This window comes from Streptomyces sp. NPDC045998, from assembly GCF_056430285.1.
In genome coordinates this window covers 446249-467172 of sequence record NZ_JBWKLJ010000003.1, presented here as the reverse complement: position 1 = coordinate 467172, position 20924 = coordinate 446249, and the positions used below count along the sequence as shown (strand labels likewise).

The following is a 20924-nucleotide window of genomic DNA, read 5'->3' as shown; positions in this document are numbered from 1 at the left end:
CCGGCCGCCGTGATCCCCGCTGCCGGCCGTGGGGCCGGGCCCGCCACCGTGCGGCGCGACCCGGCGGGCCCCGCCCCCGTGGTCCCCGCTCCCGCTCACCAGTCCCCTTCCAGCATCTCCAGCTGCTCCTGCGACAGCTCCACCAGGTCGAAGTCCGACGCCGTGTGCCCGCCCGCGCCCTCCCGGGCCGCCTCCGCGACCAGCGCCTCGACCGCCTCGCGCCACAGCTCCGCGAGCCGCCGCACCTCGCCGTCGGCCAGGACGCCTTCCGCGTACGACCACCCGGCGACCAGGCCCCGGTCGAGGGCCACCGCGTCGATCTCCAGCGCGTGCCCCAGCGGCATCGTCGCGGCCGCCGCGCCCAGCAGCTCACCCCCGGCCACATCGGCCCCGCCCAGCCGCCCCAGGTAGTTGAAGCGGAGGTCGGGCACGGGCAGGGCCGCCAGCTTCGGCGCCGTGTCCTGGTTCAGGTACCGCAGCAGCCCCCACCCGAGGCCCCCGTCCGGCACCGCGCGCAGCTGCTCCTTGACGCGCTTCAGCGCCTCGCCCGGAGCCGCGGCCCCCGCCGTACCGCCCGCGTCCAGCCGTACCGGGTACTGGGTGGTGAACCAGCCGACGGTCCGGGACACGTCCACCCCGCCCACCCCGTCCGCAGGCGCCTCGCGGCCGTGCCCCTCCAGGTGCACCAGCACACCGGAGCCGCCGCCGCGCCACCGCTCCACGGCGGCCGTCAGCGCGGCCAGCAGCACCGTGTCCGTACCGCAGTGGAACGCCGCCGGTACGGCGCCCAGCACGGCCTCCGTCACCCCGGCGCCGAACTCCACGGTGAAGCCGGCCCGGGGCGCCCCGGCACCGCGGCCGCCCGCGATCCGGCCGTCCGGACCGCCGCCCCCCAACGCCCGCTCCCACCAGGGCGCTTCGGTGTCCACCCGCTCCGGCCTCGCCGACTCCTCGCGCAGCAGCCGCGCCCACCGCCGGAAGGACGTACCGCCCGCCTCCCGGACCGGGGACCCCGCCAGCGCGGCGGCCAGCTCGGGCCCGAGCACCCGCCAGGACACGCCGTCGACCGCGAGGTGGTGCACGGTCAGCAGCAAGCGGTCACCGTCCAGGACGGCCCTCAGCATCTCGCCCCGCGCCGGGTCCAGCCGCTCGTCCTCCGGAGCCGCGCGCAGGACCTCCACCCGTACGTCCCCGACGGGCCGGACCTCCAACTCCTCCTCCGCGTCCGGGCCCGCTGGCCCCGGGCCGCCCCCGACCAGCCGCATCCGCAGCGCCCCGTGCCGGTCCACCAGCCCCTGCACGGCGGCGGTCACCCGCTCGTACGGCACCCCGTCCGGTACGGGGAAGACCATCGACTGCGTGAAGGCGGCCGGATCACCGCCGTGTTCACGGAGTTGCTCGCGCCACCACCGCATGACGGGCGTGAGCGGCAGCCGCCCCACCCCGGAGTCCCCGGATGCCGGAGCCGCCTCCCGGGCCTCCCGCGCCACGCGCGCCAGCCCCGCCGGGGTCCGCGCCGTGAACACGTCCCGGGGCGTGAACGCGAGCCCCGCCTCCGTCAGCGCCCGCCCGGCCAGCTGGATCGCCATGATGCTGTCGCCGCCGAGCCGGAAGAAGTCGTCGTCCGCGCCGACCGACGCCCTGCCCAGGACGCCCGCGAACAGGCCGCACAGCACCTCCTCGCGCCCGGTGGCCGGAGCCCGTCCGCCCTCCGCAACGCCGCCCGGCTCGGGCAGGGCGTCCCGGTCCAGCTTGCCGTTCGCGGCGACCGGCAGAGCGTCGAGCACCACCACATCGGCGGGCACCATGTGCGCGGGCAGCCGCCCGGCCGCGTACGCGAGCACGTCGCCGGCACCGAGGGAGCCGTTCGGCACCACGTACGCCACCAGCCGCCCGCCGCGCGCCACCACCACGGCCCGCCCGATCGCCGGATGCTCCGCGAGCACGGCCGCCACCTCGCCCGGCTCCACCCGGAAGCCGCGCAGCTTCACCTGGTCGTCCGCGCGGCCCAGGCAGTCCAGCGACCCGTCCTCGCGCCACCGCGCCAGGTCCCCTGTCCGGTACATCCGCGCGCCCGGCGGCCCGTACGGGTCGGCGACGAACCGCTCGGCGGTCGGCCCCGGCCGCCCCAGATAGCCGCGCGCCAGCCCGTCACCCGCCAGGTACAGCTCGCCGCGCACCCCCGCCGGCACCGGCCGCAGCCGCGCGTCGAGAACGTACGCGCGCGTCCCCGCCACCGGCGTCCCGATGGACGGCGTCCGCCCGTCCGGCACCAGCGGGCCCGACGCGGTGGCGCCGACGGTCGACTCGGTGGGCCCGTACGCGTTGTGGAACCGCCGCCCGCTTCCGGGACCGGCCCAGCGGGCCACCAGGTCCGGCGGGCAGGCCTCCGCGCCCGAGGCGATCACCCGCAGGTCCGGGTACGCGCCCTCCGGCACGGTCGCCAACACCGACGGCGGCAGCAGGGTGCAGGTGATCCGCTCCCGGGCCAGTACGTCCCCGAGCGCGGCCCCCACCAGCGGCCCCGGCGGCGCCACGACCAGCGTCGCCCCGGCCGCGAACGCCATCGCCGCCTCACCGACCGAGATGTCGAAGGCGGGCGACCCCAGTTGGAGCACCCGGTCGCCGGGCCCGAGCCCGAACCGCTCCGCGTAGCTGTGCCCCAGCGCGGCGATGCCCCGGTGCGTGACGACGACCCCCTTGGGCCGCCCGGTGGTGCCGGAGGTGTAGATGACGTACGCGGTGTCGTCCGGGCCCACCTCCCGTACCGGGAGCGGCTCGTGCGCCGCGTACACCCCCTCGTCCAGGACGAGCAGCGGCACCTCACCGGGCACGCCGACGTTCTGACCGTCCGTCACCAGAAGCACCGGCGCCGCGTCCTCCAGCACGTACCGCACGTGCTCGGCCGGATAGTCGAGGTCGACCGGCAGGTACGCCGCCCCTGCCCGCTGCACCGCCAGCGCGGCCACCACCATCGCGGGCGTCCGCCCCAGCGCCAGCGCCACGAGCCGCCCGGGCCCGGCGCCGCGCGCCGCGAGCAGCCCGGCCAGCCGGTCCACCCGGTCGGCGAGTCCGGCGTACGTCAGCGCGACCTCACCGCAGGCCAGCGCCACGGCATCGGGCGTACGCGCCGCCTGCCGCGCCACCAGACCGGGCAGCGCGACCGGCTCCGGCCCCGCCGGTCCCGCCGAGGCGGCCAGCAGCCGTGCCCGCTCCGCCGCCGGCATCAGCTCGTGGTCGCGCACCGGCGTGTCCGGCGCCGCTGTGACCCGCCGCAGCAGCTCCACGTACGCCTCGGCCCACCGCGCCACGGCCTCCGGCGCGAACAGCTCGGTCCGCACCTCGAAGCTGCCCGTCATGCCCTCGGCCGGGTCGGCGGCGTCCCGGACGATGCCGACCAGGTCGTGCTCACCGCCCGTGTGGATGCGCTCCGGTACGGCGAACTCGCTCAGTGCCCGCACACTGCGCTGCTGCGCCAGGTGCATGAACACCCACTGGAACAGCGGCGAGCGCCCCGCGTCCCGCTCCGGCGCCACCGCCGAGACGATCCGCCCCACCGGCACGTCGGCGTGGGCCATCAGCTCCGGGAAGTCGGCCGCGAACCGGCCCAGCACCTCCCCGAAGGAGTCCTGCGGCCCGATCCGCCACCGCGTGGGCACGGCGTTCATGACGTATCCGATGACCCGCTCCAGGCCCTTGGCGGCCCGGTTCGCGGTCGGCGTGCCCAGCACCAGGTCCCCGGCGCCCGACAGCCGGTGCGCGAGCACCGCGAACGCCGCCATCAGCACCACGTACACCGACGCGCCCCGCTCCCGCGCCAGCGCCCGTACCGCGTCCGCCGTCTCCCGCTCCACCCGGAACGGCACCTGCGCGATCCCGGGGCCGGACCCAGCCGGCGTACCGGGCACGGTCAGCGCCCCCGGCGGCTCGGCGAGGTAACGCCGCCAGAAGCCGAGCCGCGCCTCGAAGACCCCGGCGGCCTCCAGTTCGCCCTGCCAGGCGGCGAAGTCGGCGTACTGCACGGCGGGGCGCGTCAGCCGGGGCGCGGTCCCGTCCCGCACCGCCCGGTACGCCTCCGCGAACTCGCTCTGCAGCACGTCGAAGGACCACCAGTCGGTGATGATGTGGTGCAGGCTCAGCATCAGCGTGGACCGCCGGTCGTCGACCGTGACGAACCGCGCCCGCATCAGCCGGTCGCCCGCCAGGTCGAACGGCCGTCGCCGGAAAGCCTCCAGCGCCTGTGCGATGTCCCGGCCCGTGCCCCGCAGGTCCTCCCGTTCCAGCACGAAGGGCCCCTCGTCCGGGAACTCCAGCCACAGGTCCCCGGCCCGGCCCCGGATCCGCGCCCGCAGGACGTCGTGGTGCCGCCGCACCAGCGTGAGCGCCGCCGCCAGGTGCGCGGGGTCGACCGGACCGTCGAAGTGGTACGCCGAGCACAGGTTCAGCGCCGGGGTCCCCGGATACAGCGAGTCGTACACCCACAGGTCCTCCTGCGCGGGACTGAGCCGCACCGGAGCGCCACCGTCCCCCTCCCGCACCGGTACGACGGCGGGTACGGTCCCCGCCCACCCCGACTCCACCAGGCGCCGCATGAGCCGTACGCGCTGCTCGGAGCCGAGCGCGCGGAAGCGGTCAGCCGTCGACACCATCTAGAGCTCCTCCTGGAGTTCCGCCAGCCGGTGCAGCCCGGCCAGCACCTCGTCCCGGCCGAGGCCGAAGTCGATGAAGCAGGCGACCTCGTCGACGCCCAGCTCGCGCAGGTCGGCGAGCATCGTGCGGCAGGTCTCGGCGGAGCCGAGCAGGGAGCCCCACGTGAGATAGCGGCGGAAGGCGAACTCCGCCATCAGCGCCGTCTGTTCGTCCGTGAGCCCGGCGGTGCGCCGGTCGGCGGACCGGTTGGCGGAGGTCTGCCGCACGTACGACCGCAGGTACGCGGTCAACGGCTCCGCCACCAGCCGCCGTACGTGCGCGTCGTCCTCCCCGACGAAGGTGTGCGCCATGAGCGTGACGCGCCCACGCGGCCCGGCCCCGCTCCCGCCCTGCCCGGGCGCGGCGGCGAAGGCCGCCCGGTACCGGGCGATCTTCCCGGCCAGCTCGTCGCGGCTCTGGCCCACGGTCGCGCCCAGCACCCCGGCCCGGAGCCGGCCGGCCGTCTCCCAGGTCTCCGGGCTCCCGGAGGTGGTCAGCCACAGGGGCAACGCGTCCTGCACGGGCGCGGGCGTGGGCCGCACGGCCACCGCCTCGCCGACGCCGTCCTCGAACTCCACCGCCTCCCCGGCCCACAGCCGCCGCAGCAGCGGCACGTCCCGCAGCATGCGCTCCCGCCGGTCGGCGTACGCGCCGGGGGAGACGACGAAGTCGGCGGAGTGCCACCCGGTGGCGAGGGACAGCCCGACGCGCCCGCGCGACAGGTTGTCGACGACCGCCCAGTCCTCGACGACGCGCAACGGGTGGTGCAGCGGCAGTACGACGCTCCCGGCCCGGATCCCGATCCGCTCGGTGGCGACGGCGAGCGCGGCACTGAGGACGGGCGGACTGGGGAACACCTGCCCGACCTGCTGGAAGTGCCGCTCGGGCGTCCACACGGCGTGGAACCCGAGCCGGTCGGCGGCGCGGGCGATGGCGAGGATGTCGTCGTACGCCCCCACATGCCGCCCGCGTTCAGCGCCGCCCGGGGCCCCGGCCTCCGCGCCACCCGCCGGCGCGTCCGCGCCGAAGAACATCACGCTCAGGTCCACGACCGCTCGCCCCCCTGCCGGTCCTGGTCCTGGCCCTGCTCCGGCTCGGGCCTCCGCTGCCGGGGCACCCGGGCCCGGCGGGGGATGGGCGCGTCGGCGGGGCGCTCGCGGCCCGCCGCGGCCTCCACGGCGGCGGCCAGGCCGGCCACCGTGGGGGTCTCGAAGACCTGAGCCGCCGTGACGGCCCCGCCCCCGAGCCCCTCGTTCGTCAGGCGCGCGGCGACGCGCACCGCGCGCAGGGAGTTGCCGCCCAGCAGGAAGAAGTCGTCGTGGGGACCGACCTCCTCGACCCCGAGCACGTCGCGCCACACCGCCGCGACCCGCCGCGCGAGCGCGGCGTCGGGAGCGGGGCGCGGCGCGGGCGCCGGGACGGGCCGACCGGGCTCGGCGGCCGCGGCGCGGGGCGGCTCGCCGAGGCCCAGCTGCGAGAGCCGGACGTCGGGGTCTGCGGCCGCGGCGCCCAACACCCCCACCAGGGCGTCGGCGAACCACTCCACCACCGCGCGGTCCAGCGCGGCCGTGCGGTACTCCAGGGTGAGGTCCACGCCCTGTGGCGCACCACCCGCCCCGTAGCGGTCCGTCACGTCGACCAGCAGCTCGAAGCGCGCCGCGCCCGTGCGGACGACCTCTACCGAGGCGTCGACGCCCGGCAGGTCCACCTCCGCGCGGGCGTTGTTCTGGAGCGCCAGGACCACGTCCGTGAACGGCTGCCGCCCGGGCCGCCGCGCCGGGTTCAGCGTGTCGACGACCTCCTCGAACGGCACGTCCTGGTGCGCGAGCGCCGACAGGTCCGTGTCCCGGACGCGCGCCAGCAGCTCCCGTACCGTCGGGTCGCCGGACGCGTCGGCCCGCAGGACCAGCAGGTTGACGAAGAAGCCGACGACGTCGTCGACGGTCCCGTCGTTCCCGCGCCCCGCGACCGGCGCGGCGACCGCGGTGTCCTCGCCCGCGCCCGCCCGGGCGAGCACGGCGGCCAGCGCCGCGTGCAGCACCATGAAGAGCGTGGCCCCCTGCGCGCGGCCCAGCTCCACCAGCCGCCGGTGCGCCTCGCCGTCCAGGCTCCGTACGACGGTGCCGGCGTCACGTTCCGCAGCGCTCCGGCCGCGCCACGGCAGCTCCGGCGGCCGTACGCCCGCCAACGCCTTCTCCCAGTACGCCAGCTGCGGTTCGCGCAGCTCCGCCAGCCGCTCCCGCCGGCGCCGCGCGTGCTCGGCGTACCCGACCGGCAGGGCGGGCAGCGCCGTACCCGCGTACGCCCGCGACAGGTCGCGGAAGAGGGGCGGCAGCGACCAGCCGTCCGCCGCGATGTGGTGCAGGACCAGGAGCAGCGCGTGCTCGTCGGGCCGCTCCCGCACGGTGAACAGCGCGCCGCGCACGGGGAGTTCGGCGCTCAGGTCGAACCGGTGCCGCGCCTCCTCGTGGATCCGCCGCTCCAGCTCCTCGCCGCCCACGACCAGGTGCCGGTACGGCGGCCGGGCCGCGTCCCCCGTCAGCACGCGCCGCACCGGCTCGCCGTCCACCGCGTCGAACACCGTCCGCAGCGCCTCGTGCCGCGCGACGACCTCGCCGAGCGCGGCGCCCAGCGCGCCGGGGTCCACGGGCCCGCGCAGCCGGGCCAGCATGGGCATGTTGTACGCGACGCCCGCGTCGAGCCGGTCCAGGAACCACAGCCTGCGCTCGGCGTACGACACCGACGTACCGTCATCAGGGGCGCCCGGCTCCACGGGGGAGACGGCCGCCGCCAGCCGGGGCGCCAGCGCCGCCGGCGTCGGCGCCTCGAACAGCGTCCGTACGTCGACCTCGGCGCCCAGCTCCGCGTGGATGCGCCCCAGCAGCCGGGCCACGAGCAGCGAGTGCCCGCCCAGCGCGAAGAAGTCGTCGTCGGCGCCGACCGACTCCACGCCCAGCACCTCGGCGAACAGCCCGCACAGCGCCGCCTCGCGCGCGTCACCGGGCGCCCGCCCCCGGCCTCCCGCCACGGCCCCCGGCGCGGGCAGGGCGGCCCGGTCCAGCTTGCCGTTCCCCGTCAGCGGCAGCGCGTCCAGCGTCACGAACGCCCCCGGCACCAAGTGGTCGGCCAGCACGCTCTTCGCGTACGCGCGCAGCCCGGCCTCCAGCTCCGCCTGCCGACAGCCCTCGTGCCCGACGACGTACGCCACCAGCTGCCGCTCCCCGGAGTGGTCCTCGCGGGCGACGACCGCGACCCGGCGGACGCCCGGACGGCTCCCCAGGACGGCCTCGACCTCGCCGGGCTCCACGCGGAAGCCGCGTATCTTGACCTGCGCGTCGGCCCGCCCCACGAACTCCAGCGCACCGTCCGCCGCCCGCCGCCGCACCAGGTCCCCGGTGCGGTACATCCGGCCGCCCGGCGGCCCGTACGGATCGGCGACGAACCGCTCCGCGCTCGCCCCGGCCTGACCGGCGTACCCGAGCGCGAGCCCGGCCCCGGCGGCGTACAGCTCGCCGACGGCCCCGTCCGGCACGGGCCGCAGCCGCTCGTCGAGGACGTACACCCGCTTGCCGGCCAGCGGCCGCCCGATGGGCACGGACGTCGCACCGTCCCGCACATCGGCGGGCTCGACGCGGTGGGTGGTGAGGAAGACCATGCCCTCCACGGGCCCGTAGCCGTTGCTGATCCGCAGCCCGGGCCACCGCTCCAGCGCCCGCGCCACGTGCGCCGCCGACAGCGCCTCGCCGCCGACGACGAGTTCGCGTACGCCCTCCAGCGCGCGCGGATACTCGTCCACGATCACGTTGAAGAGCCCGGCGGACAGGTACGCGGACGTGACGCCGTGCTCGGCGACGAGCCGGCCCATCACCACCGGGTCCGGCCGCTGGCCGGGATGCAGCACGCAGGTCCCTCCGCCCAGCAGCGGACCCCACAGCTCCAGCGCGAACGCGTCCCACGACACCGGCGCGCACTGCAACCACACCGCGCCGGGCCCGAAGGAGGCGAAGTCCTGCCCGGTCAGCGTGGCGGTGACGGCGTGGTGGGAGGCGACGATGCCCTTGGGCCGCCCGGTGGACCCGGAGGTGAACATCACGCACGCCGCGTCACCCGCGTCGCCGCCGACGAGGGCGTACGGCCCGCCCTCGGCCGCGACGTCGACGGACGGCCCGTGCCCCCACCGGGCGCCGTCGCGGTCCACGACGACACCGACCCCCGCGTCGGCCGCCATCGCCCGCAGCCGCGCCGCCGGGAAGTCCGGGTCGAGCATCACGTACGCGGCGCCCGCCTTGAGCGTGCCGAGCAGCGCCACCACCATCGCGGCGGACCGCTCCAGGTACACGCCCACGCGCGAGCCCCGCACCACCCCGCGGTCGGCCAGCGCCCCGGCGAACCGTTCCGCCGCCTCGTCGAGCCGCCGGTACGTCAGCCGCTCGTCGCCGTCGACCAGCGCGACGGCGTCCGGGGCGCGGCGCGCCCGCTCCGCGAACCGCTCGTGCACACGCTCCATGTCGGTCACACCGGCCGCAGGTCGGTCCAGTGCTCCTCCACGTACGCGAGGGCGTCCGTGCGGGGGCTCGCCCCGAAGGCGACGGTCCACCCCGCAGGGACGTCGATCCCGTCGGGCCACAGCGAGTGCTGCCCCTCGCCGTTGACGAGGACGAGATACAGCCCCTCCTCGTCCTCGAACGGATTGGTCCGTACGTCGCTCATCCCTCTTCCCCCTTCTCCGGCTTCTCGGGCTCGGCGTCCGGAAGCAGTACGTCGATCTCGCGTATGGAGCGCCGCGCGAGCCCCCACAGGGCCACGGCGACGCCCAGCAGCCCGGCGATGAGCAGCATCCCCGCCATGCCGCTGCCGGGCCCGTCCCCGAGGACCGGCCCGAGCACCGTGAACAGCCCGGTCCCGGCGCCCGCCTGCGGCTCGAAGACGGTGTCGGCGAGCGGCCCGGACACGCCGGTGGCGATCGGCACGGAGAGCTGCGACAGGAACATGACGGCGCCGAAGACCCGGCCGTGCCACTCCGGCTCCACCTTGGTCTGCACGAGGGAGTGCATGGCGCCGTTGACGAGCGGCATGAGCAGCGCCCCGGCGAAGATGGCCGCGCACCAGCCCACGACCCCGTCGGCCAGGGCCATCGCCACCTGCGAGGTCAGGCACATGCCGATGATGCCGAGCATCATGCCGCGCCCCCGGTCCCGCGGCCCGCCCCAGGTGGCCATGAGCAGCCCGCCCGCGACACCGCCGACGCCGATGGCGGTGTTGACGGCGGCGAGCGCGGCGGCGTCGTTCCCGGTGCGGGCGAGCACCATGGGCTGTACGGCGGCGAACCCGAAGACCATCACCAGGTTCACCACGCAGAACGTCAGCATCAGATCGCGCAGGCTCGGCTGCCGGAACAGGTGCCGCAGCCCGGCCACCGCGTCCGGGAGGATCCGCTTCCGCCCGGTGGCCGCCGCGCGCGCCTTCCTCGCGTCCCCCGCGAACCGCACGAGCCGGATGGTCACGAGCGCGAGGACGAAACTGATCAGGTCGGCGACGAGTACGACCCCGACCCCGGACAGGGCGACGAGCACGCCGCCCAGCGCGGGCCCGCCCACCTCGGCGGTGCTCTTGGCGCTCGCCAGCATGCCGTTGGCCCGCTGGAGCTGGTCCGTACGCACCAGCATGGGCACGGCGGAGGCCATCGCCGGGAACTGGAAGGCCGCGCTCACCCCGAGGAGGGCGACGGCCGGATACACCTGCCAGGCCTGCAGTCCGTCCCCGGCGAAGTGCACGGCGCACAGGGCGGCGACGACCACGAGTCCGCCGCCGTCGGCGAGTTGGAGGGCGGTCCGCTTGCTGGACCGGTCGATCAGCGCTCCGGCGACGGGACTGAGCACCACCTGCGGCAGCAGGGCGCACAGCGAGAGCAGGGTGACGGCGGTCGCCCGTTCACCGGCCGACCAGGCCTCGATGACGAACGCGAACCGGAGCACGGAGTTGCCGACCAGCGACACGACCTGCCCGGCCCAGATGACCGAGAAACCCCCCATCCCCGCGAAGCGACCGGGGCGGGGAGCTTGTGACTCGGTGCCGCCCTTGACACGTAAGGACTTGTGCATGACGACCCCGACGTTCCGTTCACGGTTCCGTTGACGGTTCCTCAGCGGCTCGAACTTTCGCACACGAGAACGACTCGATCAACCGTTCGCCGGAGGAACCGCGGCGGCCTCGGTAATGTGAGCGCCAGTCATCGGGGAAACGGGGAAAAGCACATGGCCAGTGACTGGTTCCGGCGGTTCGCGACGACGCCCGGCAGCGGCGTACGGCTGTTCTGCTTCCCGCACGCGGGCGGCGCGGCCGGTGCCTACCTGGCGCTGAGCCGGCGGCTGGCACCGGAGTTCGACGTGCTGGCGGCCCAGTACCCGGGCCGGCAGGACCGCCGCGACGAGCCACCGCTGGAGGACGTCGGCAGCCTGGTCGAGGCCCTGGCCGACCAGCTGAAACCCCTGTGCGACGACGGCCGGCCGTACGCCTTCCTCGGCCACAGCATGGGCGCGCTCCTCGCGTACGAACTCACCCGCGCCCTGGACGGGCGCGGACTGCCCGGCCCCCGGCACCTGTTCCTGTCGGGCCGGTCCGCACCGGCGCGGCACGCCACCGTGACCGACCTGCTCGACACCGACGAGAAGATCCTCGCGAGGATCCGCCTGCTCGGAGGCACCGCCGGGGAGATCCTCGACGAACCCGAACTGATGGAGCTCGTCATGCCGCCCCTGCGCGCCGACTACCGCGCGCTGCGCTCGTACGCCTGGCAGCCCGGCCCGCCGCTGCGCACCCCGCTGACCGTCCTGGTCGGTGACAGCGACCCGGTGGTCCCGGTCGAGGCCGCGGCGGCGTGGCGCGAACACACGACGGCCGGCAGCGACCTGCGGGTCCTGCCGGGCGGCCACTTCTACCTCGACCACCACACCGACGCGGTGGCCGGCATCATCCGTACGCGACTGGAGACCGTCTGATGGCCGGAAGGCTCCTCGCGGTCAGCGACCTGCACGTACGGCACGGCGAGAACCGTGCGGTCGTCGAGAAGCTGCGGCCGGAGACGGACGACGACTGGCTCCTGGTGGCCGGTGACGTCAGCGAGTCGGTCGAGGACGTCGCCTGGGCGCTCGGCGTGCTCCGTGACCGGTTCGCCCACGTGATCTGGGCCCCCGGCAACCACGAACTGTGGACGACCCCCTCCGACGCCGTACAACTGCGCGGCGAGGAGCGCTACCTCCACCTCGTCGACCTGTGCCGCGGCCTCGGCATCACCACCCCCGAGGACCCGTACCGGGTGTGGGAGGGCGAGGGCGGCCCGGCGGTGATCGCGCCGCTGTTCCTGCTGTACGACTACACCTACCGCCCCGAGGGCGCCCGCACCCAGGAGGAGGCCCTGCGGATCGCCGAGCGGGCCGGGATCGTCGGCACCGACGAGTACTACCTCCACCCCGACCCGTACCCGAGCCGGGAGGCCTGGTGCCGCGCCCGCGTCACCGCCACGGCGGCCCGGCTCGCGCAGCTCCCGCCGGACCTGCCGACGGTCCTGGTCAACCACTTCCCCCTCGTACGCGAACCCACCCGGGCCCTGCGCTACCCCGAGTTCGCGCTGTGGTGCGGCACCGAGGCCACGGAGGACTGGCCGGTCCGCTACCGCGCGGCCGCGGTGGTCTACGGCCACCTCCACATCCCGCGCCTCATCCACCGGGACGGCGTACCGCACCACGAGGTGTCGCTCGGCTACCCCCGCGAGTGGAAGCCCCGCGGCGGCGCGGAGTACCGGCCCGTACGCGTCCTGGGACACCCGGAATGATCGAATCCCTCCTCCCCGCCTCGGTCGTCGCGGTCGAATCCTTCACCGACGACACCGCCGACTCCCTCTTCCCGGAAGAGGCGGCCCTGGTGGCGAACGCCGTCGAGCCACGCCGCCGCGAGTTCGCCACCACCCGCCGCTGCGCCCGCGAGGCCCTCGCCAAACTCGGCGCCCCGCCGGCCCCGCTCCTCCGCGACCCCAAGGGCGCCCCCCAGTGGCCGTCGGGCTTCATCGGCTCGATCACCCACTGCGCGGGCTACCGCGCGGCCGCGGTGACCCGCGCCGACGCCCTCACGGCCCTCGGCATCGACGCCGAACCGAACCTCCCGCTCCCCGACGAAGGCGTCCTCGACCTGGTCACCCTCCCCGAGGAACGCCGCCACCTGACGTCCCTGGCGTCACGCCACCCCGAGGTCCAGTGGGACCGCCTCCTCTTCAGCGCCAAGGAGACGGTCTACAAGGTCTGGTACCCCCTGACCCACCGCTGGCTCGACTTCCACGAGGCCACCCTCACCCTGGACCCGACCACCTCCACCTTCACGGCCCGCATCCTGGTCCCGTCGCCGTTCCCGACGCTGACGGGGACGTGGCTGTGCGGGGAGGGGCTGCTGGTAACGGCGGCGACGATCACTTCCAGCCACTGCACGTCGACTGGGCATCCCCCTTCGGGCACGCGCTCCGGCTGATCACACCGGCCCGCCCGCTCGGTAACGCCCGCGCAGATCACCCGTACCCCGCGGCGGGCCTGCCGTCCGGGCGCGTGCGGATCCATCACCCGGCGCGGTCCGTGGAGTACCGGCTCAGCCACTTCCAGCCGCCACCGCTTCCCTCAGAACAGCGACCGCCGGACTCCGAACCGACCCGCCCCCGGCTCCGGCCGGCCGCGCTCTGCGCGGACTGCCGTAACGACACCGGTGCAGCCGCCTGACTCAGGTCCCCTTCACCACGGCCAGATGGTGCCTGAGTTCATCGGCCACCCGCTCCGCGTCCCCGTCGGCCGGAAGTCGCCAGTCCGACTCGATGCCCCGCTCCACGGCCGGCTCACTGCTGAAGCGGATGAGATTGCGGGCGGGTAGATATCCGTCCCGTAGCCAGACCAGGAAGGGAGCCGCCGCACCCGCTGTCGTGTCCGCGAGCATCACGCAGTCACGCCCGTGGACCGTGGCCGCGCCGTCGTACTCGGTGCCGTCCTCGGCGGCCGCCCAGAAGGAGAGGTACGGCTCGCCCTGATGCGTGCGGTCCTGGCGGACCTTGTAGCGGGCCTCGTGGAACGCCTCCCTAAGAGCTTCGCCCAGGCCGGCTAGTTCCAGCCCCCAGGCATGGGGCTCCCGCTCCGGCGCGTAGAACAGGAAGGTGGTCGGGTCGTCGTCGTGCGTCATGTGGGCATCGTCCTTCCTCGGCGCTGGATCACTTCACGTACCGGGCCGAGCCGGAAACCTGCTGGAGGGCCATCAGTGTCTGCCAATAAGCCGCGGCCTCCTTGTCATTGGTGACGATCTCCAGACCTCGAATCTCCTTGTGCTCGATCATCGCCTGCCGGTACTTCTCGAGTTCGGCCTCGTCCCTACCGATCAGGATGTCCTTCTTGTTCCACTTCTTGGTTCCGTCCGGCTTGAATTCATCCTGGATCTCGAACGTAGAGGGGCGGCGCCACGTCGTCTTCCTGCAGTCATCGTCCGCGTCCTCCACGTACTTGGCGTCGACCATCATTCCGTCCGCCGGCCGCATCCCGTCGGCTCCGATCGCCGGCTTCTCGTAATCCTTGGGCAGAGGGACGATTCGCTCGGGATAGCCGGCGATCCTCAACTGGTACTGGTTCTCCTTGGTGTGGGGATCTGCCTTTCCCCCGAATCCGGCCGGCTTGAGCGTATTGACCCAGGTGACGAAATCCTGCCGCTCGGCCGGTGTCAGGAGCCGCGGCGGAGGGACGGCCGCCGGAGGTATCGGATCTCGCCACGGGATGCCAGGGTCGGGGTCCCGGTAGATCGCGGGGACCATCCCCGGCATGCCGCCGGTGTACGAGGCGAGGACGAGCGGCACCGGCCTCGGCCCGGGAACCGGCAGGGGAATGAGAGGGGGGACGGAGGGGAGCCCGGGGGTGGTGGGGCCGCCACCGCTCTCGGGGAGCCGGACCCGCTTCTCGGCGGAGTCCAGGGCATGGCCCACCTCCCCGAGACGCCGGATCCAGGGATCACCCAGCACGGCGTCCAGGAGGCCGCCGTCGAAGCCGTTGCCACCGAACATGGGGCTGTCCCACGGCATGTCCATTGCGAAGAGATCCAACTGGTGCTGCTGAATCGCCTTCTGGGCCACCTCGACGTGTTCGGCGTACCGGTCGCAGGCTTTGGCGATTTCGTTGCAGGCCGCCACGAGGTTGGCGACGAGTGGTTCGTCCTCCTGGGCCTGGGCGGGTGGGCAGGCCAGCCCGACGCACAACGTGAAGTAGGCCCGGAAGGCGTCGGCAGCTTCCCCGGAATGCGCCTTGTCCGCCGTCATCGCGGCTGCCTGCGCATCTTCCAGGAAACGCAGCATCAGCTTGCCGCCACGCCGCCAGCAGCCCGCCACCACGCGCAGTTTCTCCGGCGAGCCCCGGTAACGGTCGCTGCCGCCGCCGGGGACGTACTGCTCGTACCACGCCGTCTCGCCCACCACCTCGGGAAGCTCTCGGCCCAGACCGAGGTAGTTCTCGGGGCAGCCCTGCCCGGGGTCGCCCATACCGGCGGTCAGGTCCACCTGCTTTCCGAGCAGCGCTGCCACCATGGCGCTCTCCTGCGCCATGAACTCACGCGCAGTGCGCATGAGCCCACGACTGGCCTCGCCAACGACGTAGGCGCTGGATCCGATCTTGTCCAACGTGGCGGCGGCGGCCGATCGGTAGACCTTCGCGAATGCGCGCCCCGCGTCGTCGTCTCCTGCCATACCGAGCTGCTCACCGAGCTCGTGGAACAGGGCGATGGCCGTGTCCCGGGTTCCACGCATGGTGTCTGTCAGGCCCATCGCTCCTTTGATCATGCCCTCTGCGATGAACCTGAGGTCTGGTGCCAGTCCGCTCATTGTGTCGCCCTCCCCGTTTCCCGCATTGCGGGCGCGAACAACGGATCGTACGACGACAGTTCTACCGCATGGCTCCGACATCGGGCCTGTAGAGCGGAGTTCGGCACGGCGAAGAGCGGTCGGCTCTTCGCCAACGAGCGCGGGGCCGTACTCGGGACATCCAGTTACTGGAGAATCTGGCAGGAGGCCCGGCCGATTGCCCTGCCACTGGGCAAGGCGGAGTCCCCACTTGCCAATCGCCCGTACGACCTGCGGCACACGTGTATCACGAACTGGCTGACGCGGGTGTCCCCGTCGCCGAGGTCGCCCGTCGTGCGGGCCACTCGCCGGAGGTCATCCACCGTCGCTACGAGGGATGCATCGATGGCCACGAGGAGCTGAACAACAGAAGACCGAGAAAGCGATGGGCTGGAGTGGCGAACATTAGTTCACTAACTGCCGAGGATAATAAGTCATCTTGACGGCTAATCAGCAAAAGCTCTACGGTTGCGCCCTGTCACGGCTGGGGATCAACGCCCCGGCTTGGAAAGGACGTTAAGGTGAGCATCACCGTCGATCCCTCCCGTCTGTCGCTGACTCGCGAGGAGTCCACCTACCTGGCGATTCGGACTACGCAAGGCGGACGCACGGTCTACACGACCCGCATCCCTCTGTCCGAGCTCCCGGTTATCCTCACGATCCCGGACCCGGCTAAGCCAGACCCGGACAACCGCCGTGTCGACTCCAACCACGCGAAGGGGTTCGGCAACTACCTCGCTGAAAACCCCGGTTGGGTAGCTCCGGCCCTCCTTATCCGTGACACTGGCGGCTGCCGTTTCGAGCCGATCAGTGAGGATGGGACCGTCGGCTACCTCACTGTGCCGTGGGCCATCGGTGGCATCGGGCGCCTGATTACGATCGACGGTCAGCACCGCGTGCTCGGGGTCCATCTGGAGAAGAAGCGCATCACCGACGAGATCGCACGCATTGACCGTGAGGCAGTCCGCGCCAACGAGGCCAAGAGACAGAAGCTTGACGAGGAGCGCGAGGCCCTGATCCTCCGGCTCCAGCGCCTCAAGGAAGAGTTCATCGGCGTCGACATCTACGTGGAGGTTGACGGCGTCCGCGGGCAGCAGATGTTCGTCGACGTGGCCGACAACGCCAAGGGCATCTCCGGCGCTGTCCGTGCCCGCTTCGACACCTCGCGCATCGCCAACCGTACGCTCACCGACATCGTCGCCCACCCCCTTTTCGCGGGGAAGATCGATATCGAGCGCGACCGCATGACTCTGGCTAACCGCAACCTGATGGGCGCCAAGCACGTCGCCGACATCACCCGCTCCGTCATCGCCGGTCCCGGCGGACGTGTGAACAAGAAGGTCGAGTCCCTCACCGACAACGAGGTGATCGAAAGCGTCCGCGGCTTCCTGGACGTCATCTCCACGGCCTTCACCGACCTGGCGGCGATCACCGAGGAGGACGTCGACAACTACCACCCCTCTCTCTCCGAGAAGCGCAAGAACGAGCCGCCGGCGCCCCCCACCAAGGCGATGCAGCTCCGCGAGTCCTCCCTCCTCGGCTCCGTTGGAATGCTCCGCGTCCTCGGCGGCGTCTACCGCAACCTCAAGGAGGACGGAGTGGAGGACGGTGACATCCAGGAGTTCTTCAAGCGGCTCGACCGCCACATGAGCGCCCCGGTCACCGAGCAGAGCATCTGGCGCACCACCGCGGCGAACGAGGACTTCGAGCCCAACGCCTCCGCCCCGATCATGCGCCAGCAGAACATCGTCCACCTGACCAAGGTGATCACCGACTGGTACAAAAAGGCACCTGCCGCTATCTGATCCATTGGACAGCAGCGAGGCCCCCTTCACATGCGACGTGGAGGGGGCCTCGCTGCTGCTCAGGATACGAATAGTCGGGTGGGATACCGACGGCTTGGCAGGGGCGAGTGCTAAGTAGAGTCACTCGCCGCTCACTCGCGATCAGTGACACACATCGACAGAGACCCGGACTCAGTGGGACTGAGTCCGGGTCTCCATGTTTGGCACTCTCGCTGGTCAGCGGCTTGATCACGCAGTCCGAGCTGGAGTGCCCCCGGCAGGATTCGAACCTGCGCACACGGCTCCGGAGGCCGTTGCTCTATCCCCTGAGCTACGGGGGCGTGTCCGCCGTGATCGGCGGCGACGGGTAGAACCCTACCAGCTCTCGGGCGGTGCCTGTGAACAGGTATTTCCGGAGGGCGACACGCGGGCTGTCGCCCGTGAGGGGTGGAAGTGGGGAAAACCCGGACGCAGGGCCGGATCGCGACCTACTCTCGAGTTGTGTCAGGCGCGTCCGGCCGGGTGCTCGTCGTGGACGACAACAGGGTCATCCGGCAGCTGATCAGGGTCAATCTCGAGCTTGAGGGCTTCGAGGTCGTGACCGCGGCCGATGGTGCCGAGTGTCTGGATGTCGTGCATCGGGTCTGCCCCGATGTCGTGACGCTCGACGTCGTCATGCCGCGCCTCGACGGGCTGCGGACCGCCGCGCGGCTCCGGGAGGATCCGCGGACCGGGCACCTACCGGTGGCGATCATCAGCGCCTGCACGCAGCACGAGATGGACGGCGGGCTCGCCGCCGGGGTGGACGCGTTCCTGGCGAAGCCCTTCGAGCCCGCCGACCTCGTGCGGCTCGTGCGGCAGCTCATGGAGCGCGACCCCGAGGGCCGCCGCGGCGCCGGCCATGCCGGGACCGGGACAGGGTCCGGGTCGGGGACCGGGAGCGGGACCGGGACAGGGGCACCCTGGGGCTAGGTACAAGCCCTGCCGCCGCCCCCTTCTGCCCGCATCGCGAAACCGGTTCGCATGCCCACCCCCCTCCTCCCATACGCTTGTCCCGTGACCCCCGCAGATCTCTCCCTCACCGTGCTGCACGCCGTGCGCCGCGCGGTCGGTGACGGTGCCCTGCGGGTGGAGGCCCCCCTCCCCGAGCGCGTCAAGGTCGAGCGGCCCCGCCCCGGCGGGAGAGGGGATTACGCGACCAGCGCCGCCCTCCAGTTGGCCGGGGTCGCCGGGCTGCCGGCGCGGCGGGTCGCGGAGGTCCTGCGGGACCGGCTCGACGGGGTGCCCGGGATCGAGGCCGTGGAGATCACCGGGCCCGGGTTCCTGAACTTCACCCTGCGGGGCGACAGCCACGCGCAGCTGATCGCCCGCGTGCGCGAGCACGGGGACCGCTACGGCCACGGCAGCGCCCTGGCCGGGCAGATCCTGCAGTACCACCACCGGCGGGAGGTGCGGGCCGCCGTCGTCACCCAGGCGGTGGCCCGCCTCCAGACCGCCCAAGGCGCGCGCGTCCGCGTCGGCTGCGACGCCGTCGACCCCGCCTGGGCCGCGCTCGGCGTGCGCGTCGACGCCGAGGGCACCCCGCCCACCCCGCTGCCCGAAGCCGTCAGGCCCCTGCCCGTCACCTACGACGTGTACGCCCTCGGGCGCGACGCCGCCCGCTGGGCGCTGCTCCGGCCCGCCGCGCACGACCGCGCCCTCGAAGCGCGCGACGTACTCCCGCAGACCGAGGCCAACGGGCTCTTCACCGTGCGGTACGCGCACGCCCGCGCCCGCGCCCTGCTGCGCAACGCCGCGCAGCTCGGCGTCACCGCCGCGTACGAGGAGGACGTCGACGCCGGCCGCCTCCTCACCGCCCTCGGCGACCACCCCGCCGTCCTCGAAGCCGCCGCACGCCACCGCGCCCCCGATCGGGTCGCCCGGCACCTGGAGGCCACCGCCGACGCGTTCCTGGGGTTCCAGCACACCGTGCTGCCCCTCGGCGACGAGAAACCCTCGGCCGCCCACCGCTCCCGGCTCGCCCTCGCCGAAGCCGCCGGGACGGTGCTGGCCGGCGGCCTGGCACTGCTCGGCATCAGCGCTCCCGACTACTTGTGACTTTGTGAGAGAGACATGAGCCGTTCCGCACACCCCGCCGGGCCCCGCCACGCCGACGTCCTGCCCGAGGGGCACTACACCGCTCCGCCCGCCGACCTCAACCGCCTCGACGCCAAGGTCTGGTCCCGGACCGTCGCCCGGGACGGCGACGGTGTGCTGACGGTCGGCGGCATTCCCGTCACCACCCTCGCCGAGGAGTACGGCACCCCCGCCTACTTCCTCGACGAGACCGACTTCCGCGCCCGCTGCCGGGCCTGGGCCGATGCCTTCGGCGCCGAGGCCGACGTCTTCTACGCCGGGAAGGCGTTCCTGTCCCGCGCCATCGTCCGGTGGCTCAAGGAGGAGGGGCTCAACCTCGACGTGTGCTCGGGCGGCGAGCTCACCACCGCCCTCGACGCCGGGATGCCCGCCGAGCGCATCGCCTTCCACGGGAACAACAAGTCCGTGGAGGAGATCGACCGCGCCGTCCGCGCCGGTGTCGGGCGGATCGTCCTCGACTCCTTCCAGGAGATCGTGCGCGTGGCCCACATCGCCCAGTCCCTCGGCGTCCGGCAGAAGGTCCAGATCCGGGTCACCGTCGGCGTCGAGGCGCACACCCACGAGTTCATCGCCACCGCCCACGAGGACCAGAAGTTCGGCATCGCGCTCGCCGGCGGGCAGGCCGCCGAAGCCGTACGGCGGGCGCTGAAGCTCGACGGCCTCGAGCTCATCGGCATCCACTCGCACATCGGGTCGCAGATCTTCGACACCTCCGGCTTCGAGGTGGCCGCCCGCCGCGTGATCGGCCTGCTCAAGGAGGTCCGCGACGAGCACGGCGTCGAGCTGCCCGAGATCGACCTCGGCGGCGGGCTCGGCATCGCGTACACCTCCGAGGACGACCCCCGCGAGCCGCACGAGATCGCCAAGGCGCTGACCGAGATCGTGACGCGGGAGTGCGAGGCGGCGGGTCTCGCCACGCCCCGCATCTCCGTCGAGCCCGGGCGCGCCATCGTCGGCCCCACCGCCTTCACGCTGTACGAGGTCGGCACGGTCAAGCCGCTCGAGGGGCTGCGGACGTACGTGAGCGTCGACGGCGGCATGTCGGACAACATCCGCACCGCCCTGTACGACGCCGAGTACACCGTGGCGCTGGTGTCCCGGACGAGCGACGCCGAGCCGATGCTGAGCCGCGTGGTGGGCAAGCACTGTGAAAGTGGTGACATCGTGGTGAAGGACGCGTTCCTCCCCGCGGACGTCGCGCCGGGCGATCTGATCGCCGTGCCGGCCACCGGGGCGTACTGCCGCTCCATGGCCAGCAACTACAACCACGCGCTTCGCCCGCCCGTCGTCGCGGTCCGCGACGGTGAGGCGCGGGTGATCGTCCGGCGTGAGACGGAGGAAGATCTCCTGCGTCTCGATGTCGGCTGATGAAATAGACGTCTCATAATCCGGACGGAAGGGAGAAACTTCCG

14 protein-coding genes and 1 tRNA gene are annotated in these 20924 nt (G+C 73.3%); 7 read left to right on the top strand and 8 right to left on the bottom strand.

Annotation, left to right across the window (positions count from 1 at the left end; all coding sequences use genetic code 11):
* Window positions 1-95: 95 nt before the first annotated feature.
* From AC07FJ_RS11060 to AC07FJ_RS11040, 5 genes are read right to left on the bottom strand one after another with little or no spacing between them, the layout of a single operon-like run.
* Window positions 96-4649: an amino acid adenylation domain-containing protein gene (locus tag AC07FJ_RS11060; RefSeq protein WP_479047631.1), complete on the bottom strand. Its 4554-nt coding sequence runs from the start codon at window positions 4647-4649 to the stop codon at window positions 96-98.
* The gene (locus tag AC07FJ_RS11055; protein ID WP_479047629.1) at window positions 4650-5738 is read right to left on the bottom strand and encodes a MupA/Atu3671 family FMN-dependent luciferase-like monooxygenase; all 1089 of its coding nucleotides are present in this window, start codon (window positions 5736-5738) and stop codon (window positions 4650-4652) included.
* Window positions 5729-9196: an acyl carrier protein gene (locus AC07FJ_RS11050; RefSeq protein ID WP_479047627.1), complete on the bottom strand. Its 3468-nt coding sequence runs from the start codon at window positions 9194-9196 to the stop codon at window positions 5729-5731. The genes AC07FJ_RS11055 and AC07FJ_RS11050 overlap by 10 nt, the downstream gene beginning before the upstream one ends.
* A gap of 5 nt (window positions 9197-9201) precedes the next feature.
* Complete coding sequence (locus AC07FJ_RS11045; protein WP_479047625.1) at window positions 9202-9399, bottom strand: MbtH family protein; 198 nt, start codon at window positions 9397-9399, stop codon at window positions 9202-9204.
* On the bottom strand, window positions 9396-10721 hold the full coding sequence (locus AC07FJ_RS11040) for an MFS transporter (RefSeq protein ID WP_361419116.1): 1326 nt from the start codon (window positions 10719-10721) through the stop codon (window positions 9396-9398). The genes AC07FJ_RS11045 and AC07FJ_RS11040 overlap by 4 nt, the downstream gene beginning before the upstream one ends.
* Before the next feature lie 222 nt (window positions 10722-10943).
* On the opposite strand from AC07FJ_RS11040, the gene AC07FJ_RS11035 reads away from it, so the two are divergent.
* Genes AC07FJ_RS11035 through AC07FJ_RS11025 form a run of 3 tightly spaced genes read left to right on the top strand, consistent with a single transcriptional unit; the run spans window position 10944 to window position 13206 of the window.
* Window positions 10944-11687 (top strand): thioesterase II family protein, encoded by a 744-nt coding sequence (locus tag AC07FJ_RS11035; protein WP_479047623.1) that lies wholly within the window; start codon window positions 10944-10946, stop codon window positions 11685-11687.
* Window positions 11687-12520 (top strand): metallophosphoesterase family protein, encoded by an 834-nt coding sequence (locus AC07FJ_RS11030; protein WP_479047621.1) that lies wholly within the window; start codon window positions 11687-11689, stop codon window positions 12518-12520. Before AC07FJ_RS11035 ends, AC07FJ_RS11030 begins: the two co-directional genes overlap by 1 nt.
* The gene (locus AC07FJ_RS11025) at window positions 12517-13206 is read left to right on the top strand and encodes a 4'-phosphopantetheinyl transferase family protein (RefSeq protein WP_479047619.1); all 690 of its coding nucleotides are present in this window, start codon (window positions 12517-12519) and stop codon (window positions 13204-13206) included. Before AC07FJ_RS11030 ends, AC07FJ_RS11025 begins: the two co-directional genes overlap by 4 nt.
* Window positions 13207-13449: 243 nt before the next feature.
* Here AC07FJ_RS11025 and AC07FJ_RS11020 read toward each other — a convergent pair whose 3' ends face one another.
* Both AC07FJ_RS11020 and AC07FJ_RS11015 read right to left on the bottom strand, forming a co-directional pair.
* Window positions 13450-13899, bottom strand: coding sequence for a hypothetical protein (locus tag AC07FJ_RS11020; protein ID WP_479047617.1), 450 nt, complete (start codon window positions 13897-13899; stop codon window positions 13450-13452).
* Between the two features lie 28 nt (window positions 13900-13927).
* A complete protein-coding gene (locus AC07FJ_RS11015) occupies window positions 13928-15574 on the bottom strand; it encodes a restriction endonuclease fold toxin-2 domain-containing protein (protein ID WP_479047615.1) in 1647 nt (548 codons plus the stop codon).
* Window positions 15575-16113: 539 nt separating this feature from the next.
* On the opposite strand from AC07FJ_RS11015, the gene AC07FJ_RS11010 reads away from it, so the two are divergent.
* Window positions 16114-17397, top strand: coding sequence for a DNA sulfur modification protein DndB (locus AC07FJ_RS11010; RefSeq protein WP_479047613.1), 1284 nt, complete (start codon window positions 16114-16116; stop codon window positions 17395-17397).
* A gap of 248 nt (window positions 17398-17645) precedes the next feature.
* Here AC07FJ_RS11010 and AC07FJ_RS11005 read toward each other — a convergent pair.
* A tRNA-Arg gene (locus AC07FJ_RS11005) sits at window positions 17646-17717 on the bottom strand.
* A gap of 106 nt (window positions 17718-17823) precedes the next feature.
* On the opposite strand from AC07FJ_RS11005, the gene AC07FJ_RS11000 reads away from it, so the two are divergent.
* The 3 genes from AC07FJ_RS11000 (at window position 17824) to lysA (ending at window position 20880) form a co-directional block, all read left to right on the top strand.
* Entirely contained in the window at window positions 17824-18348 is a 525-nt protein-coding gene (locus tag AC07FJ_RS11000) for a response regulator (protein ID WP_479047611.1), read from the top strand.
* An 84-nt stretch (window positions 18349-18432) separates the two neighbouring features.
* Window positions 18433-19473, top strand: a complete 1041-nt coding sequence (nrtL, locus tag AC07FJ_RS10995) for an ArgS-related anticodon-binding protein NrtL (RefSeq protein ID WP_479047609.1) — start codon at window positions 18433-18435, stop codon at window positions 19471-19473.
* Between the two features lie 15 nt (window positions 19474-19488).
* Window positions 19489-20880 carry a diaminopimelate decarboxylase gene (gene lysA, locus AC07FJ_RS10990; protein ID WP_479047607.1) on the top strand — a complete coding sequence of 464 codons (1392 nt, stop codon included), beginning with the start codon at window positions 19489-19491 and terminating at the stop codon, window positions 20878-20880.
* Window positions 20881-20924: the final 44 nt, after the last annotated feature.

Excerpts from the sequence above, each read along its gene's own strand:
- AC07FJ_RS11025 (WP_479047619.1), top strand. The coding sequence starts at position 12,517 with ATGATCGAATCCCTCCTCCCCGCCTCGGTCGTCGCGGTCGAATCCTTC.
- AC07FJ_RS11040 (WP_361419116.1), bottom strand. The coding sequence starts at position 10,721 with ATGGGGGGTTTCTCGGTCATCTGGGCCGGGCAGGTCGTGTCGCTGGTC.
- AC07FJ_RS11050 (WP_479047627.1), bottom strand. The coding sequence starts at position 9,196 with ATGGAGCGTGTGCACGAGCGGTTCGCGGAGCGGGCGCGCCGCGCCCCG.
- AC07FJ_RS11045 (WP_479047625.1), bottom strand. The coding sequence starts at position 9,399 with ATGAGCGACGTACGGACCAATCCGTTCGAGGACGAGGAGGGGCTGTAT.
- AC07FJ_RS11015 (WP_479047615.1), bottom strand. The coding sequence starts at position 15,574 with ATGAGCGGACTGGCACCAGACCTCAGGTTCATCGCAGAGGGCATGATC.
- AC07FJ_RS11035 (WP_479047623.1), top strand. The coding sequence starts at position 10,944 with ATGGCCAGTGACTGGTTCCGGCGGTTCGCGACGACGCCCGGCAGCGGC.
- lysA (WP_479047607.1), top strand. The coding sequence starts at position 19,489 with ATGAGCCGTTCCGCACACCCCGCCGGGCCCCGCCACGCCGACGTCCTG.
- AC07FJ_RS11020 (WP_479047617.1), bottom strand. The coding sequence starts at position 13,899 with ATGACGCACGACGACGACCCGACCACCTTCCTGTTCTACGCGCCGGAG.
- AC07FJ_RS11060 (WP_479047631.1), bottom strand. The coding sequence starts at position 4,649 with ATGGTGTCGACGGCTGACCGCTTCCGCGCGCTCGGCTCCGAGCAGCGC.
- AC07FJ_RS11030 (WP_479047621.1), top strand. The coding sequence starts at position 11,687 with ATGGCCGGAAGGCTCCTCGCGGTCAGCGACCTGCACGTACGGCACGGC.